Source organism: Kitasatospora sp. NPDC040550, assembly GCF_055594965.1.
Map to the genome: position 1 here is coordinate 212,300 of NZ_JBVIWC010000001.1, position 15,757 is coordinate 228,056.

The window sequence follows — 15,757 nt, forward strand, 5'->3', positions numbered from 1 at the left end:
CGCGGTCCCGTCCGGTTGCTCCGTCCAGGTCATGCCACGTGACCGGGGCGGGTGCCGGTCGTTCCCCAGGGCGACCGTCAAGCGGGGGACTCCGGGTCCGGCGAACCCACCCGGGTGCGGCGGATGCACAGTGAGAGAGCACAACTGCATGACTGATGCGACCACTTGTCCGACCGCTGCACCACCGGCCGCCGGGATCACCGGGGCAGACCCCGAACCCGCCGCCGTCACGTCCGCGCGCGCAGCGGACGCACGTCGGCCCCGGCGGCACGCGATGGCGGTGGCCGAGGCCGTCGTCAGCCTGGTCACCGGCGTCGGATTCATGCTCTGGGCCCACAGCATCGACGTGAACCCGCTGGTCCGCATCGGCCAGGTGAGCGGCCTCGCCGGTCTCCAACTGCATGCCGCGGTGGTCGCCGTGCCCGTCCTCGCGGCGCTGCTGTACGCCGCGCACCGCGTCGGCCCCGACCGCTACCGTCCGGCGCTGCGCCTCGGGTGCGCGGTGATCGCGGGGCTGAGCACCGGCCTGGTCGCCGGCGGCATCGCGGTGGCGCTGCACGGGACCCCGTGGGGGCTCGGGGGGCAGGAGGGCGACCCGGGCAACGTGATGGGCATGGCCGACGACATGATCCGCGGCAACGGCCTGCCCGGGGTCTACCCGCCGCTCTTCCCGGCGCTGTTGGCCGTGTGGGGCAAGCTGTTCCACGGTGGTGTCGCGGGCGTCGGGTTCGCCATGCAGGATCTGCAACTGCTCTGCACCGCCGTCGCCGGCCCGATCGCCTACCTGGCCTGGCGACTGCTGCTCCGGCCGTTCTGGGCCCTGCTCGTCGCCGCGCCCGCCGCGGTGCTCTTCATCGACCCCATCCGCCCCTACAGCCACAGCGCCATGCTGGTCATGCTGCCGCTGCTGGCCGCCTGCCTGCGCGACCTGCGCCGGGCGCACCGGCTGCCGACCCGCACCGCCGTGCGGTGGGCGGTCGCGTACGGCTCCGCGATGGGCGTGGTGTTCCTCTGGTACTCCGGCTGGTTCGTCTGGGCCGCTCCCGGCGTGCTCGTCCTGGTCGGGTTCTCGATCCCCTGGCGGGCGGGGGCGGCGCGCCTGCGGCGGACGCTGCTCTTCCTGGGGGTGACGGCGGTGAGCGCGACGGTGGTCGGCGCGCCGCTGCTCTACCAGCTGGTCCGGTTCGGTGCGACGACCAAGGACCGCTACGCGATGATCACGGTCTACGCCGATCCCGCCTACGTGATGGGATGGGCGTCCGACCGGGCCGGCGCGCAGACCTACCACAACTGGCCCGTCAGCGGCGAGCTGGCCGGGCAGAGCGCGTTCACCCTGCTGCTCCTCGCGGCGGCGGCGCTCGCGATCGGCCTCGGTTCGGGTGGCGTCCTGGTGCGGACCGTCGCCACCGTCCTGGTCAGCTCCTGGCTGCTCCGGTTCTGGTTCGCCGCGCAGATGGAGCGCACCCAGGCCGTGCAGCTCTACCCGCGGACGACGTGGATCATCATGTACTGCCTGATCGTCCTGGCGGTGCTCGGACTGATGCTGGCCGTCCGGCGCACGGCGGCCTGGAGCCGCACGCTGTCCCGGCCCGGCGGCGGCCCGGCCACCGGCCGGAGCCTCCTGACGGTCCGCCGGACCACCGCGGCCGGAGTCTGCGCGATCGCGCTGTTCACCGCGATGGCCGGCTCCTGGTCGGCCAATCGGTACATGCCGACCACCGCCCCGGGGGTCCAGGACATGGGCCTGGACGCCTGGCGCGCACACGCGATCAAGGACGCCGCCGGCCACTGCCCGCAGTACTCCCCCGTCGCCGCCTGCGCCGACGTCAACCGCGGCCTGACCGCGCGGAAGGAGTCCTCCGACGACCCCTGGCTGTGGTGCGCCGGCGTCCCCGCCGCCGAGTGGCCGGTGACCTGCGGCCGCCGGGCCCCGTGGGCCTGACGGGCGCGGGTGGGACCGTCAGGTCTCGCGCTGCGGGTGATAGGCCGTCTCCGGTATGCCGAACGTCCAGGCGACCCCGGCCCGGGCCGTCCGGGTGCTCGGCGGGACGCGCAGCCAGTAGGTGCGGGAGGTGCCGTCGGGCTCGGGCGTGGAGTTGACCACCTCGACCATCACCACCGGTTCGTCGTCCGGCAGGACGATCCGCCACAGCACTCCCGTCTCGTCGCGGTGGACAGGCTCCGCACCGGAGTCGGCGAGGTACCGCTCGTAGCCGTAGTGCTCCAGCAGCACGCGGCGCAGCTCGGCGTTCTCCTCGGTGCGGATCCGCTCGGCCGTCACCTCGGCGAGGCCTGCCAGGAACTCGGCGGGGACGGGCATCCCGCGCCAGGCGTGCAGCGCGAAGCCGTCCGGGTACTCCAGCGCGGGGCCGTCCGCCCGGTCGAGCCGGCCGGCCTCGTCGCGGTGCAGGGCGACGGGCCGCTCGGAGACCAGCGCCACCTCCTGGTAGGGCCACCACCAGCCGGCTCCCCGCCCCACCTCGGCGAGCGGTGCGACGGCCTCGACGCCCGCGCCGGCGGCCTCCAGGGCGGCGAACCAGGGTGCGTCGTGCTGGCCGCGCACCGCGTCCAGCAGGGCGAGGCGGACGGCGGTGCGGCGGCTCCGGGCCGCGGCTGCCTCGCCGCCGGAGGCCTGGTCGCGGTCGGCCTCGGGCGCGAGCCGGTCGAGCACGGCGTTGCGCACCCGCTCGGCCAGCGGCGTGCTGACCGGGCCGAGTTCACCGCCGGTGAGCGCCCAGTGCGCCGCCCAGCCGGCCGGGCCGACCCGCTCGACGGCCCGCCGCCGGGCCTCCTCCCAGGGCCGGGTGCGGACCTCCTCGCGCACGCTCACCGCCCCGGCGGCCCGCAGCTCCAGCGCGGCCTCGGCGGCCGCGAGCGGCGAGCCGAACCAGCGCACGGCCGCCGGTTCTTGCAGCCCGGCCGCCCGGTAGGCGGCCCGCACCGCGCGTTCGACCGCCGCCCGGTCGGCCGGGCCGGTGGCGGCCGAAGCGGCCCGCCAGCGCGCCGTGGCCCCGGCGGTGTCGACCGCCCCGCCCCCGCCGGCGCCCGCGTCCGCCGGGTTGGCCCGGATCACCGTCTCCGTCGTCATCGTCTGCTCCGTTCCCCGGCCGGGCTCCCCACCCGGCCGTCCGTTCCCGTTCGCATTCCCCGTGCCGAACCCGTGCCGAGCCCGTGCCGCACCCGCGCCGACACTCGCTCCCGCACTCGCGGCAGCACTCGCCCCCGCACCCGCTCCCGCAGGTCAGTCCGCGACCACCCGCACCGCGCCCGGCACGTACTCGCGCTGGCGGACCACCCGGTACCGCCCCTTGGGCAGCGGTATCGCCGCGTGCTCCTCGTGCACCACCCGACCGCCCTCCGGGAGGTGCAGCCAGGCCTCGCCGAAGGGCCCGGCCTCCCGGCGCAGTTCACCGGGGCCGACCACGGCGTGCGCGTGGCCGGTGACCTCACCGAGCGCGAGCACCATCCGGCCCCGCGCGTCCCGGGGCTGCACGGCCAACCCGGACACCCGCAGCGGCACCACAGCCTCCGCGACCGGCACGATCAACACATCACCCTGGCGGTACATCAGTCCTCCCACCCCGTACGGCCGGACCCCGGCGGGCGCCGGAACCCACGGCTCCGCCCGACCGGACACGGTCACGCTCCGGAGCCACGACCCGAACGTAGAGCAAGGGTCTGACAACGCGCCCGGGCCGCCACCCGGCCGCCGATCTGTCGGACCCGCCTGGTAGACAGTCGTTCGGTCCGATTCCCCGGAGGAGCAGCGCATGACCGTCAACCAGCACCTCGAACAGTTCCACGGTCTCCCGGTCTTCGACTTCGTCCAGGCCCTGGAGGCGACAGAGGCGGCCGGGCCGACCGACGGCGCCGGGCCCGCCCCGCTACCGGACGCGGCCGCGGTCGCCTGGCGGATCCGGCTCGACTACGAGTCCGAGCGGACGTGGCCCGAACGCTGGCAGCAGTTCCTCGAGGCCGTCGACACCGAGCGGGTCACCGCCCTGGTGATCGGCCAGTGGGCACCGGACGAGCCGGACTCCTTCCAGGAGCCGCTGGAGGCACTGGTCGCCGCCGCGCCGCGACTGCCCGCCCTGCGCGCGCTGTTCGCCGGGGACGTCACGTACGAGGAGTGCGAGATCTCCTGGATCCAGCAGTGCGACGTGACGCCGCTGCTGACGGCCTTCCCGGCACTGGCCGAGCTGGTGGTGCGCGGCGCCTCGGAGGACTGGGAGGGCCGGGGCGGCCTCGCCCTCCAGCCGTTGCGGCACGAGGCGCTCAAGGCGCTGCGCTTCGAGGCGGGCGGCCTGCCGGCCACGGTGGTCCGCGCGGTGGCCGCCTGCGAGTTCCCCGCGCTGGAGCGACTGGAGCTCTGGCTAGGGGTGGACAACTACGGCGGCGACGCCACGATCGGCGATCTGACGCCCTTCCTGGACGGCGCCGGGCTGCCCGCGCTGCGCCACCTCGGCCTGCAGAACAGCGAGTTCCAGGACGAGATCGCCGCCGCCCTCGCCCACGCCCCCGTGGTCGCCCGGCTGGAGTCGCTCAGCCTCTCCATGGGCGTGCTGACCGACCAGGGCGCGGCCGCCCTGCTGGAGGGCCAGCCGCTCACCCACCTGCGCGCACTCGACCTCCACCACCACTACCTCACCGAGGAGATGCAACAGCGCCTGCGCCAGGCCCTGCCCGGCGTCGACCTCGACCTCACCGAACCGGGCAAGCCGGACGACCGGTGGCGCTACGTCGCCGTCGCCGAATAGCCCGCACCACCCCTCCGGCCCCGCCCACCCCGTACCCGCCCGAGCACACCCGCCAGGATCCGACATGACGGTCTCGCACCACCTCAAGCACTTCCACGAGCTGCCCATCCATGAGTTCGCCCCCGACGACACCCGACCCCGGCCCGCCGCCGGCGAGGTCGCCTGGCGGCTGGCGCTGGAGTACGACGCCCCGCACGGCTTCGAGGCGCTCTTTCGGTCCTTCCTCCGGGCCGTCGACCCGGCCGGGGTCCGCGCCTTGGTGATCGGCCCCTGGTGGCAGGGCGGCTACTCCTCCGTGCGGGTCGCGGTCGAGGCGATGGCGGCGGAGGCCGACCGGCTGCCCGCGCTGGAGGCGGTCTTCCTCGGCGACGTCACCTTCGACGAGTGCGAGATCTCCTGGCTGGAGATGGACGACGTCACCCCGCTCCTGACGGCCTTCCCCCGGCTGGCCTCGCTGACCGTGCGCGGCGGCACGGACCTCTGCCTCCTCCCGGTGCAGCATGAGCGGCTGACGTCCCTGCGCTTCGAGTCCGGCGGTCTGCCGGCCACCGTGGTCCGCGCGGTGTCCGGCTCCGAACTGCCCGCCCTGGAGCGGCTGGAGCTCTGGCTCGGGGTCGACGAGTACGGCGGCGACACCACGCTGGACGACCTGGCGCCCTTCCTGGACGGCTCGCGCCTGCCGCGGCTGCGCCACCTCGGCCTGCAGAACAGCGAGTTCCAGGACGAGATCGCCGCCGCCCTCGCCCACGCCCCCGTCGTGGCCCGACTGGAGTCGCTCGACCTGTCCATGGGCGTGCTCTCCGACGAGGGTGCGGCCGCCCTGCTGGAGGGCCAGCCGCTCACCCACCTGCGCGCACTCGACCTCCACCACCACTACCTCACCGAGGAGATGCAACAGCGCCTGCGCCAGGCCCTGCCCGGTGTCGACCTCGACCTCACCGAGGCGGAGGACGCGGGCGAGGACGACGAGGACCGCTACGTCGCGGTCGCCGAGTAGGCACGGGCGGAGACCGGAAACGGCAACTTCGACTTCAACGGCAACGGCAACGGCAACGGCAACGGCAACGGAGAGAGGACACGGCACGATGACGCAACGGTTGACCGTCCTCGGCAACCCCGGGCACCGGCGGGTGACGCTGTTCGCCGCCGCCGCCCGGGCCGCCGGCCTGCCCGAACCTGCGGTGCTGCCCTGGCTGGACGTCCTGCGCGGCGGTTACCGGCTGCCGGAGGGCACCCTGCTGCGGATCGAGTCCCCCGGCGAGGAGCCGCTGGTCGACGAGCTGCTCCGCGGCCCGGCGCTCGGCTCGAGCTACGCGCCGACCAGGGTCGAGGGCACAGCCGCCTGGTACAGCGGGGTACTGACCGCCCTGCGCGGGCTGGCCGGCCACCCCGGTGTGCGGCTGCTCGGCGATCCGGAGGAGATCGCCGTGATGTTCGACAAGCGCCGGGCGCACGCCCTGCTCGCCGCGGCAGGCGTGCCGGTGCCCCGCGCGCTCCCCGCCCGGGCCCCCGGCGACAAAGCCGGCGCCGGGGGCCCGGACTCCGGCGGCGAGCTCTCCGGCTGGGAGCAGCTGCGCGAGCGGCTCGCCGCGGCCGGTCTGCACCGGGTCTTCGTCAAGCCCGCGCACGGTTCCTCCGCCTCCGGGGTGATGGCCCTGGAGTTCGGCCCGCGCGGACAGCTGCTGGCCACCACCTCGGTCGAGCTGGCCGACGGTCGACTGCACAACTCGCTGCGAGTGCGCCGCTACCGCGACGAGCGGGAGATCGCCGAGATCGTCGACCGCCTGGCACCGGACGGGCTGCACGTCGAGCAGTGGATCCCGAAGGCCTCCCAGTCCGGCCGCTCGGCGGACCTTCGTGTCGTGGTGGTCGAGGGCCGGGCCGCCCACGTGGTGGTGCGCACCAGCTCCCAGCCGATGACCAACCTCCACCTCGGCGGCGCCCGGGGCAGCCTCGACCTGGCCCGGGAGGCGGCCGGCCCGGCCTGGCCCACCCTGCTGGAGACGGCCGAGCGGGCGGCGGCCTGCTTTCCCGGCTCCCAGATGGTCGGCGTGGACGTCCTGCCCACCGCGGGCTGGCGCCGCGCCCTGGTCGGCGAGGTGAACGCCTTCGGCGACCTGCTGCCCGGGCTCACCGGCCTGCCGGGCGGCCCGGCCGAGGGCCTCGACACCTACGGCGCCCAGCTCGCCGCCCTCGCCCGGCGCACCGACCGGGCCACCCGTACCGACCGCACCGAGCCCCGCACCCCCAGCCCGACGCACCACCAGAGCATGGAACCCTGCCGATGAACCACCAGCCCCCGCCCGAGACGGCCGCCCCGAACCCCGACATGAACGCGGTCGTCGGCAGCCACGACCTGCTGCTCGTCACCCTCGACACGCTGCGCTTCGACGTCGCCGAGGAGCTGGCCGCGGCCGGCCGGATCCCGAACCTCGCCGCCTTCCTGCCCGGGGGCCGCTGGGAGCGCCGGCACGCGCCCGGCAGCTTCACCTACGCCTCCCACCAGGCGATCATGGCCGGTTTCCTGCCCACCCCGGCCACCCCCGGCGGCCCGCACCCGCGCCTGTTCGCGGCCCGCTTCGCCGGTTCGGAGAGCACGGCCACCCGTACCTGGGTGTTCGACGCGGCGGACCTGCCGACCGCGCTGGGCGCGGCCGGGTACCGGACGGTCTGCATCGGCGGCGTCGGGTTCTTCAACAAGCAGGGCTCGCTCGGCTCGGTCCTGCCCGGCCTGTTCCAGGAGAGCCACTGGGAGCCCGCGATGGGCGTGGCGTCCCCCACCTCCTTCGAGGAGCAGGTCTCCCGGGCCGAGCGGGTCGCCGCCGAACAGCCCGCCGACCGGCCGCTGTTCCTGTTCCTGAACGTCTCGGCGCTGCACCAGCCCAACTGGTTCCACCTGCCGGGCGCCACCCGCGAGCACGGCGACTCACGAGCCAGCCACGCCGCCGCCCTGGAGTACGTGGACGCCCACATCGGCCGCCTCTTCACCGCGATGAGCGCCCGCCGGCCCTGCTTCGCCGTCATCTGCTCCGACCACGGCACGGCGTACGGCGAGGACGGCTACACCGGGCACCGGATCGGCCACGAGGTGGTCTGGACGGTCCCGTACGCCCACTTCACCATCCCGCCCGGACACGGCACGCGCACCGAGCAGCCCCCCACCGCCACCCCCGAGGAGCGCGCATGACCACCGCACCCCCGCTCCCCGACTCGCCCTACCAGTCCTACGTCTACGCCTACCCGCACAAAACGGCCTACCGCCCGCTGCCTGAGCGCCCGCCGCTCAGCGAGCTCTGGGCCGGGGAGCCGCAGCACGCCCTCTCGCTCTACCTGCACATCCCGTTCTGCGAGGTCCGCTGCGGCTTCTGCAACCTGTTCACCCGGATCGGCAGCCCCGAGGGCCTGACCACCGCCTACCTGGACGCCCTGGAGCGCCAGGCCGACGCCGTGCGCTCGGCGCTGGACGGCGACGCCCGGTTCGCGCTGGCCGCGTTCGGCGGCGGCACGCCGACCTACCTGACGGCCGCCGAGCTGGAGCGGCTGTGCGACATCGCCGAGCAGCGGATGGGCGCCGACCTGCGGGCCGTACCGCTCTCCGTGGAGGCCTCACCCGCCACCGCGACCGCCGACCGGCTGGAGGTGCTGGCCGCCCGCGGCACCACCCGGCTGAGCCTGGGGGTGCAGTCCTTCGACGACACCGAGGCCCGTTCGGCCGTCCGCCCGCAGAAGCGCGCCGAGGTGGAGGCCGCCCTGGCCCGGATCCGGGCCGCCGGGATACCGGTGCTGAACATCGACCTCATCTACGGCATCGACGGCCAGACCGAGGCGAGCTGGCTGCGTTCACTGGACGCGGCCCTGCACTGGCAGCCCGAGGAGCTCTACCTCTACCCGCTGTACGTCCGCCCGCTGACCGGCCTGGCCCGGCGCGGCGAGCAGGAGAGCGCCGCCGCCTGGGACGCCCGCCGGCTCGCGCTCTACCGGGCCGGCCGGGACCACCTGCTGGCCAACGGCTACCAGCAGGTGTCGATGCGGATGTTCCGTCGCGCGGCCTCCCCGCAGGCCGGCCAGGGCGAGTACGCCTGCCAGACCGACGGCATGGTCGGCCTGGGCTGCGGCGCCCGCTCCTACACCTCGCGGCTGCACTACTCCTTCGACTACGCGGTGAACGCCACCCAGGTGCGCGGCATCATCGACGACTACGTCTCCACCGAGGACTTCCACCACGCCGAGGTGGGCCACTGGATGGGCGGCGGGGAGCCGCGCCGCCGTCACCTCGTCCAGTCGTTGCTCCAGGCCGAGGGCATGCCGCTGACCGACTACCGCGCCCGTTTCGGCAGTTCACCGGCCGAGGACTTCGCCGCGGAGCTGGCCGGCTTCGCCGAGCGCGACTGGCTGGCCGCCGACCCGGAGCGGCTGCGGCTCACCCCGGAAGGCCTGGCCCACTCGGACGCGGTCGGACCGCTGCTGTTCTCGCCCGAGGTCCGGGCCCTGATGGCGGGCTACGAGGCGAAATGACCTTCCTCGGCATGCCCTCCAGCGCCCCCGTCCCCGCGCCCACGACCGGGGTCGAGCCCGCCGTCGCCGCCGTGGACGTCGACACCGACGCGGCGCAGGCCCGCGACCTCACCCTGCTCTACCGCGGCCCGCTCGCCTCCTGCGACTACGACTGCCCCTACTGCCCGTTCGCCAAGCGCCGCGACTCGCCCGAGCAGCTGCGCGCCGACCGGGCCGCGCTGGACCGCTTCACCGCCTGGGCCGGCGCCCGCGCGGGCAGCGGTGACACCCTGTCGCTGCTGTTCACCCCCTGGGGCGAGGGGCTGGTCCGCTCCTGGTACCGCCGCGCGCTGGTCGAGCTGAGCCGGCTCCCGCACGTGCGCCGGGTCGCGATCCAGACCAACCTGAGCTGCCGCACCGAGTGGCTGGCGGAGGCCGACCCCACCACCCTCGCCCTGTGGGTCACCTACCACCCCGGCCAGGTGCCCTTCGACCGCTTCCTCGCCAAGTGCCGCGAGCTGGACGCGCTGGGCGTGCGCTACAGCGTGGGTGTGGTCGGGCAACCGGACCACCTCCCCGAGGCCCGGAGGCTGCGCGCGGCGCTCGCCCCCGAGGTGTACCTGTGGATCAACGCGGCCGAGGGCCGCAGCTACACCGATGCCGAGGCCGCGCGGTGGACGGCTCTCGACCCGCACTTCGGCTACAGCCGGCATGCCCACCCGAGCGCCGGGCTGCCCTGCCGCACCGGCGAGTCGGTGCTCTCCGTGGACGGCGACGGCACGGTGCGCCGCTGCCACTTCGTCCGGGACGTCCTCGGCAACCTCTACGACGGCAGCTACCGCGCCCGGCTGCGTCCGCGCCCCTGTCCGCTGCCGGTCTGCGACTGCCACATCGGTTACGTCCACCTGGAGACACTGCCGCTGTACGAGCTGTTCGGCGCGGGCGTGCTGGAACGGGTGCCGCAGGAGTGGGCTCGGGGCAGCTGATCGTCCGCACCCCCGCGTGACCGGCCGCGCACGGCCCGCTGCGCTCACCGGCCCACCGAGCGCCCGGCCGCGTACCTCCCTAGCCTGGTAACCGAGAGGAGGCGAACCACCATGCTTGGAGACGGACCGCTGCAAGCAGTCATCCCCGCCACCGATCTCGCCCGCGCCAAGGCCTTCTACACCGACGCACTCGGCCTCAAGGTCGTCGAGGAGGGCGAGGAGGAGCTGACCGGCGAATGCGGCGCGACGCAGTTCACCATCTACCGCACCCCCAGCGGCGGCCAGGCCGCCCACACCCTCGCCAGTTTCAAGGTCGCCGACCTCGACGGCGAGATGGCCGCCCTGCGTGAGCGCGGCATCACCTTCGAGGAGTACGACTTCCCCGGCCTCAAGACGGTCAACGGGGTCGCCGAGGGCGAGGGCATGCGCGCCGCCTGGTTCAAGGACAGCGAGGGCAACATCCTCTGCGTGGCCCAGCGCGTCGGAAGCTGACCCACCCCCAACCCACACCCCCACCACCGCACCCGGGACGCCGGTGCCCGGCCCGCTCGTCGGGAGCGGGCCGGGCACCGGCGCATGAACGGGACTGTCAGCCCTGGCTGTTGCGGCCCTGGCCGTCCCCGCCCTGGCTGTTGCCGTCCTGGTTGTCGCCGCCCTGGTTGTCGCCGTCCCGGCCGAGCTCGTGCGGGTTGATCGACCAGATGCCGCGCCCGAAGGTCGCCGCGTAGAGCCGGCCGTCGGGGCCCGGCTTGAGCTGCTGCACCGCCGTGGTCGGCAGGTTGCGGCCGAGCACCGAGAACCGGCTCTCGCCCGGGGCCCGGTAGAAGGCGGCGAGGTCGGTGCCCAGGGCGAGGCCGCCGTCGGGCAGGAGCTTCACCGAAGTCGCCGGGACGTCGGGCAGGTTGGCCGAGACGTCGGTCCAGGTGGCGCCGCCGTCGTGGGTCTCGAAGAGGTGGCCGGTGCCCGCGCCGGGGCCCTCCGTCCAGGTGCGCGAGAAGCCGTTGACGGCCACCAGGACGTGCCGGGCGTCCTTCTCGTCCACCGCGAAGGAGGAGATGTACCGGTTCGGGACGGTCCCGTCGACGGGCAGGTTCAGCTGGTGCCAGCCGGTGCCGTCGATGTTGCCGACCGCGATGCCGCGGCTGAACCCCTGGTTGTTGCACGGGCCGCACCAGCCCGCGTACACCGTGCCGTTGACGGTGGCGACGGCGGTGGCCACGTGGCCGGCGCCCAGGTCGTAGGCGGAGGTCCACTCGCTGCCGCTGCGGATCGCGTAGCCCTTGTGCTGCACCCAGACGTGCTGGCCGCCGGCGATCCAGGTGTTGGCGTCCTTGGGGTCGGCGGTCATCGGCGCGATGAACCGGGCGGCGTTGGTGTCCTTGTCCGGCGGGGCGACCTCGTAGGAGGTGGCCTTGCTCGGGTCCTTCGTCCAACTTCCGTCGTTCACCGCGCAGTTCTGGGTGACCCAGATGTCCAGGTAGACGTACTCCTCGGCGATGTCGCAGCCGTTGGCCGGGTCGACCAGGGTGTCGCCGCCGTCCCCGCCGAAGTTGGAGCCCATCACCTTGTCGTGCGCCCGCAGGATGGACTCGCCGTTGTCCTGGAGCCCGCCGCTGACGATGACGCCCTTGCCGGACCTGTCCGCCGGGTCCTTGCCGACGCCGACCGAGTAGTACTGGAGGGTGTCCATGGTGCCGTCGTTGAGCGGCGTCCAGTCCTTGCCGTGGCCCCAGGCGTCCAACTGGCCCTTGCCCGGCCGCCGGTAGATGCCGCCGTCGTTGCCGACGTAGACGTTCACCTTGCCCTGGTAGCTGCCGAAGGCGACGGCGTGCTGGTCGGAGTGGGTGGTCGGCGAGCAGTCACCGGTCTGCTTGCTCGGGTCGATGCTCCAGCACGGGAAACCGTTGTTCCAGTACGGCCCGACCGTCGCCCACGCGTTGCCGCCGTCGGTGGTCTCGAAGACCTCCTCCAGACCCGCGTAGACGTGATCCGGGTTGGCCGGGTCGACCTGGAGCGACTGGTTGTACCAGGCCTGGATGCCGGGCTGGTAGCCCGGGTCCTGGAGCGCGGAGCCGGACGCCTTGAGCTTGTCCTTGTCCGCGATCTGCGTCCACGGGCCGTACGGAGAACCGGACTTGGAGACGTAGATGCCCTTGAGCCCGGTGTCCGGGTTGTGCGCGGCCACATCGGGCGACTGGTCGATCGCGTAGTAGCGGGAGCCGTCCGCCGAGCGGGCGAAGGTCACGTTGCCGACGTTCGCGGCGTCCGACGGCAGGTCGCCCAGCGCGCCGACGCGCTGCCAACTCCCGTCCGCCGCCTTGCTGTAGAAGCCGTTGTAGGTGTCGCCGCCGCGCCAGCCGACCGCCAGGACCACCTTGGACGGGTCCTTGGGGTCGATCGCGATGTCGTTGGCGATGTTCTTGTACGGCGCGCTCGGGTCCTTGGCCAGCGAACCGCCCGGCAGGTACTCCGGGTTGGGCGCGAACTCCAGCGTCCACGGCCCCGACAGGTCGGAGGTCGAGTGGCTCCACACGCCTCGGCTGGTCGCCGCCCACACCTTGCCACCGCCGAAGCGCAGCGCGTGGATGATGGTCGACTCCAGCTCCGGCCCGCCCACCCGGTTGCCGGGCTGGAACTTGCCGTGCTGCGGGTCGGACAGCACGTAGACGCCGGTGCCGACGTACGAGGTGGCCCCGGTGTTGGACTCGCCGGTGGCGTACCAGAGCCGCCCGCCGCCGTCGAGGTTCAGGGTGCCGGTGGAGAGCGTGGGCAGCTTGTCGGCGATCGGCTCCCACCGGCCGCCGCCCGAACGGGAGCGGAACACCCCGCCGTTGGCGCCGCCCGCGTACACGTAGCCGTCGTTGTCGGCCGCGATGCCGGTGATCCGGCCGGTCACCAGTCCGGCGCCGCCGCTGGAGTTGGAGTTGACGTCCCGGTAGCGCGGGTCGTCGGAGTTGTACGGCTTGTCGGTGACGTGGTCCCAGGTGCCGCCCGTGTGCGGCATCGACTGCAACTGCGCCCAGGCCGCGCCGTAGGCGCCCGGCGCCACGACACCCGGCGCGGTGCGCGCCTCGGTGTACTGGGCGACGCCCTCGGCGGAGTTCTCCGTCTCGTCGCCGCCGTCCCCCGGCGAGTCGGCCTCGGGAGCGGTGGTCGAGCGGGGGGCGGTCGAGAGCGCGGCGGCGCCCTGGATCTTCTTCGCGTGCTGCTTCCCGACGTCCGCCTGGTGCCGCACCTGCCAGGGCTGCGATGCGGACGGTAGCGGCGCGGCGAGCGCCTGACTGGTGGTCAGTCCGAGGGCGGTGAGCGTGACTGCGCTGAGCAGCAGCCGACGGCGTTGCCTGATGGGCACGGGTGCGGTCCTCCCCTGTGGCCGGTCGCGCGGTCGCGCGACCCCGGCGAAACAGGGGGTAAGCCTGTCCGGTGTGCCCGCCCGGGGGAAGGCCCGAACGGTAAGAAGAGGTTAAGACCCTTACCGTTTCGGACAGTTGGTATTCACCGAATGCCCGGATGCCCGAACGCCTCGGGTCCGGCGGCCCGCGCCCGGCAGCCCCGCGTCCGGCGGCCCCGCGTCCGGCGGCCCCGCGTCCGGCGGCCTCGGGTCCGGCAGCCTCGGGTCCGGCAGCCTCGGGTCCGGCGGCCCCGCTCACTGCCCGCGCAGCCGCCCGCCACGCACCCGCCATCCGCGCACCCGCCGCCACGACTCCCGCACCACGGCGGCCGGGTCGAAGGCTCCCGGCCGGTCCCGGGTGATCGGATAGCAGGCGAGCCCGATCAGCGCCGCGCTGAGGTGGCCGATGCTGGTGTAGTCCCGGCTCTGGTGGACGCCGTAGACGTACACGGCGAGCACCCCCACCACGTAGAGGTACCGCCACGGCCGCACGATCAGGTAGCTGAGCACCCCGACCACCCCGGCGAGCGCGTAGCTCACGCCGTAGTCGAGCGTGTAGACGGCCTTCGGCGCCGCCAGGCCGCGGTGGATCGCCCAGCCGAGCACCCCCTCGCTGAGGTAGGTCGCCCCGACGTGCGCCAGCACCGCCACCGACAGCCAGCGCAGCGTGCCCAGCCAGCGCTCGGCGGGCACGTGGAAGAGGTTGTACAGCGCGAAGTAGCTCAGCCAGCCGCCGCCCGCGATCCACAGCGCGCTGGTCAGCAGCACCCGAACGGGTGAGACCTGGAGGTGGTGCAGATTGGTCGAACGCCGCTGCAGGATCCGGTCGGCGGTCACGGGGTCGACGTGCCGGATCACCTGGGTGGTGGCCAGCAGGATCGCCAGCCAGATGTAGGTGCCGGGGGCGCGCCGGACGTAGCGCCACGCCGCCCGGGCCGCGCGCGCCCACCAGGGCCCCCGGTGCACCTGCGGCACGCCGGTGGTGCTGCCGGTCATCGGCGCCTCCTCGACGGTCCCCTCCTCCTCGACGGCCCCCACCTCACCCTGGCCCGCCCCGGCCGCCGCCCGCCGCCGCGACGGCCCGTTCGGGTGACCGGCCCGGCGCCGTCCGCGCCCGGCCTCCGCCCGCGAAACCGGCGACGGGCGGCCGCGCCCGACTGCCGTAGGCTGGCTCTCCGGCCGCCCACAGGGCCGCCGGGCACCGGACACCGGACACCGCACGCAAAGGGCGCCAGGCACGATGAGGGACCGCCTCGGAACGACGAAGCCGACCGACACCGCCACCCCCCGGACTCCTGCCTCCAGAACGGCCGCCGACAGAACGGGCCCGGGCGGGACGGCCCCCGGCGGGACGGCCCCCGGCGGCCGGGCCGCGCTCGCGGCGACCGCCCGCGCCGCCGCCCTCCGGCTGCGCCTCACCTCCGTCTACGTCGTCCTGCTGACCGCCACCGCCGCCTGGCTCGCCACCCAGGGCCACGCCGGGCGGGCCCGGTTCGTCCGGCACAACAGCAGCAACGTCCACCACATGGAGGTGGGCAAGTGGTGGACGATGTTCACCAGCGGCCTGGTGGTCGACGGGGTCCCGGCCTGGGCCGGCATCGCCGCCGTCGCGCTCGCCCTGGGCCTGGCCGAGTGGCGCTGGGGCCCGGCCCGCGCGGGCGCGGTGTTCGTCTTCGGGCACCTGGGCGCCACCTTGCTCACCGAGGGCGCCATGTGGGTGATGCTGACCGCCCGGATCCCGGGGGCGCTCTCCCGCGCACGGGACGTCGGGATCAGCTACGGGCTGGTCGCCACCATCGGCTGCCTGCTCGCCCTGGGCCCGCGCACGCTGCGCCGGTACGGTCTGCCGCTCCTCGCCCTGGTGCTGGCCGGCGCCTGGGCGGCGGACCAGCAGCTGGCCGACGCGGGCCACCTGGTGGCCCTGGCCCTCGGCGTCCTCGCCGCCCGCACCCCCTGGCTGCGCGCCCGCGCCCGCACCACTGCCCGCGCCAGCAACCGCCCCAGCAACCGCGTCAGCAACCGCGTCAGCAACCGCGCGACTGCCCATGCCCTCACCTCCACCCGGCCCCACGGTGAACCCGACCAGGGTCAGTGATCGTCCTTACCAGTGGGCCGGGTACGATGCAGAA

At 74.3% G+C, this 15,757-nt stretch carries 13 protein-coding genes; 9 read left to right on the forward strand and 4 right to left on the reverse strand.

Annotated elements, in window-relative coordinates:
- The first annotated feature begins 148 nt into the window (after positions 1-148).
- A complete protein-coding gene (locus tag ACZ58X_RS00950; protein WP_470331520.1) occupies positions 149-1,942 on the forward strand; it encodes a hypothetical protein in 1,794 nt (597 codons plus the stop codon).
- Between the two features lie 18 nt (positions 1,943-1,960).
- Here the strand turns inward: ACZ58X_RS00950 and ACZ58X_RS00955 are convergent, their stop codons facing one another.
- Together ACZ58X_RS00955 and ACZ58X_RS00960 are read right to left on the reverse strand one after the other, a co-directional pair.
- Entirely contained in the window at positions 1,961-3,088 is a 1,128-nt protein-coding gene (locus ACZ58X_RS00955; protein WP_470331521.1) for a DUF6745 domain-containing protein, read from the reverse strand.
- A gap of 153 nt (positions 3,089-3,241) precedes the next feature.
- The gene (locus ACZ58X_RS00960) at positions 3,242-3,568 is read right to left on the reverse strand and encodes a hypothetical protein (RefSeq protein WP_470331522.1); all 327 of its coding nucleotides are present in this window, start codon (positions 3,566-3,568) and stop codon (positions 3,242-3,244) included.
- A 202-nt stretch (positions 3,569-3,770) separates the two neighbouring features.
- Here ACZ58X_RS00960 and ACZ58X_RS00965 point away from each other — a divergent pair, with 202 nt between their 5' ends.
- The 7 genes from ACZ58X_RS00965 to ACZ58X_RS00995 all read left to right on the forward strand — a co-directional run bounded on the left by ACZ58X_RS00965 (position 3,771) and on the right by ACZ58X_RS00995 (position 10,729).
- The gene (locus ACZ58X_RS00965) at positions 3,771-4,757 is read left to right on the forward strand and encodes an STM4015 family protein (RefSeq protein ID WP_470331523.1); all 987 of its coding nucleotides are present in this window, start codon (positions 3,771-3,773) and stop codon (positions 4,755-4,757) included.
- Between the two features lie 64 nt (positions 4,758-4,821).
- The gene (locus ACZ58X_RS00970) at positions 4,822-5,754 is read left to right on the forward strand and encodes an STM4015 family protein (RefSeq protein ID WP_470331524.1); all 933 of its coding nucleotides are present in this window, start codon (positions 4,822-4,824) and stop codon (positions 5,752-5,754) included.
- Positions 5,755-5,842: 88 nt separating this feature from the next.
- On the forward strand, positions 5,843-7,045 hold the full coding sequence (locus ACZ58X_RS00975; protein ID WP_470331525.1) for an STM4014 family protein: 1,203 nt from the start codon (positions 5,843-5,845) through the stop codon (positions 7,043-7,045).
- A gap of 41 nt (positions 7,046-7,086) precedes the next feature.
- Positions 7,087-7,944, forward strand: coding sequence for an STM4013/SEN3800 family hydrolase (locus tag ACZ58X_RS00980; protein ID WP_470331875.1), 858 nt, complete (start codon positions 7,087-7,089; stop codon positions 7,942-7,944).
- On the forward strand, positions 7,941-9,272 hold the full coding sequence (locus ACZ58X_RS00985; RefSeq protein ID WP_470331526.1) for an STM4012 family radical SAM protein: 1,332 nt from the start codon (positions 7,941-7,943) through the stop codon (positions 9,270-9,272). The genes ACZ58X_RS00980 and ACZ58X_RS00985 overlap by 4 nt, the downstream gene beginning before the upstream one ends.
- Before the next feature lie 11 nt (positions 9,273-9,283).
- Complete coding sequence (locus ACZ58X_RS00990) at positions 9,284-10,237, forward strand: STM4011 family radical SAM protein (RefSeq protein ID WP_470331527.1); 954 nt, start codon at positions 9,284-9,286, stop codon at positions 10,235-10,237.
- A gap of 111 nt (positions 10,238-10,348) precedes the next feature.
- On the forward strand, positions 10,349-10,729 hold the full coding sequence (locus ACZ58X_RS00995; protein ID WP_375896821.1) for a VOC family protein: 381 nt from the start codon (positions 10,349-10,351) through the stop codon (positions 10,727-10,729).
- A 97-nt stretch (positions 10,730-10,826) separates the two neighbouring features.
- Here the strand turns inward: ACZ58X_RS00995 and ACZ58X_RS01000 are convergent, their stop codons facing one another.
- Both ACZ58X_RS01000 and ACZ58X_RS01005 read right to left on the reverse strand, forming a co-directional pair.
- Positions 10,827-13,589, reverse strand: coding sequence for a glycosyl hydrolase (locus tag ACZ58X_RS01000; protein WP_470331528.1), 2,763 nt, complete (start codon positions 13,587-13,589; stop codon positions 10,827-10,829).
- A 294-nt stretch (positions 13,590-13,883) separates the two neighbouring features.
- Positions 13,884-14,624, reverse strand: a complete 741-nt coding sequence (locus tag ACZ58X_RS01005) for a rhomboid-like protein (RefSeq protein WP_470331529.1) — start codon at positions 14,622-14,624, stop codon at positions 13,884-13,886.
- A 244-nt stretch (positions 14,625-14,868) separates the two neighbouring features.
- Between ACZ58X_RS01005 and ACZ58X_RS01010 the strand changes: the two genes are divergently transcribed.
- The gene (locus ACZ58X_RS01010; protein ID WP_470331530.1) at positions 14,869-15,723 is read left to right on the forward strand and encodes a rhomboid-like protein; all 855 of its coding nucleotides are present in this window, start codon (positions 14,869-14,871) and stop codon (positions 15,721-15,723) included.
- Positions 15,724-15,757: the final 34 nt, after the last annotated feature.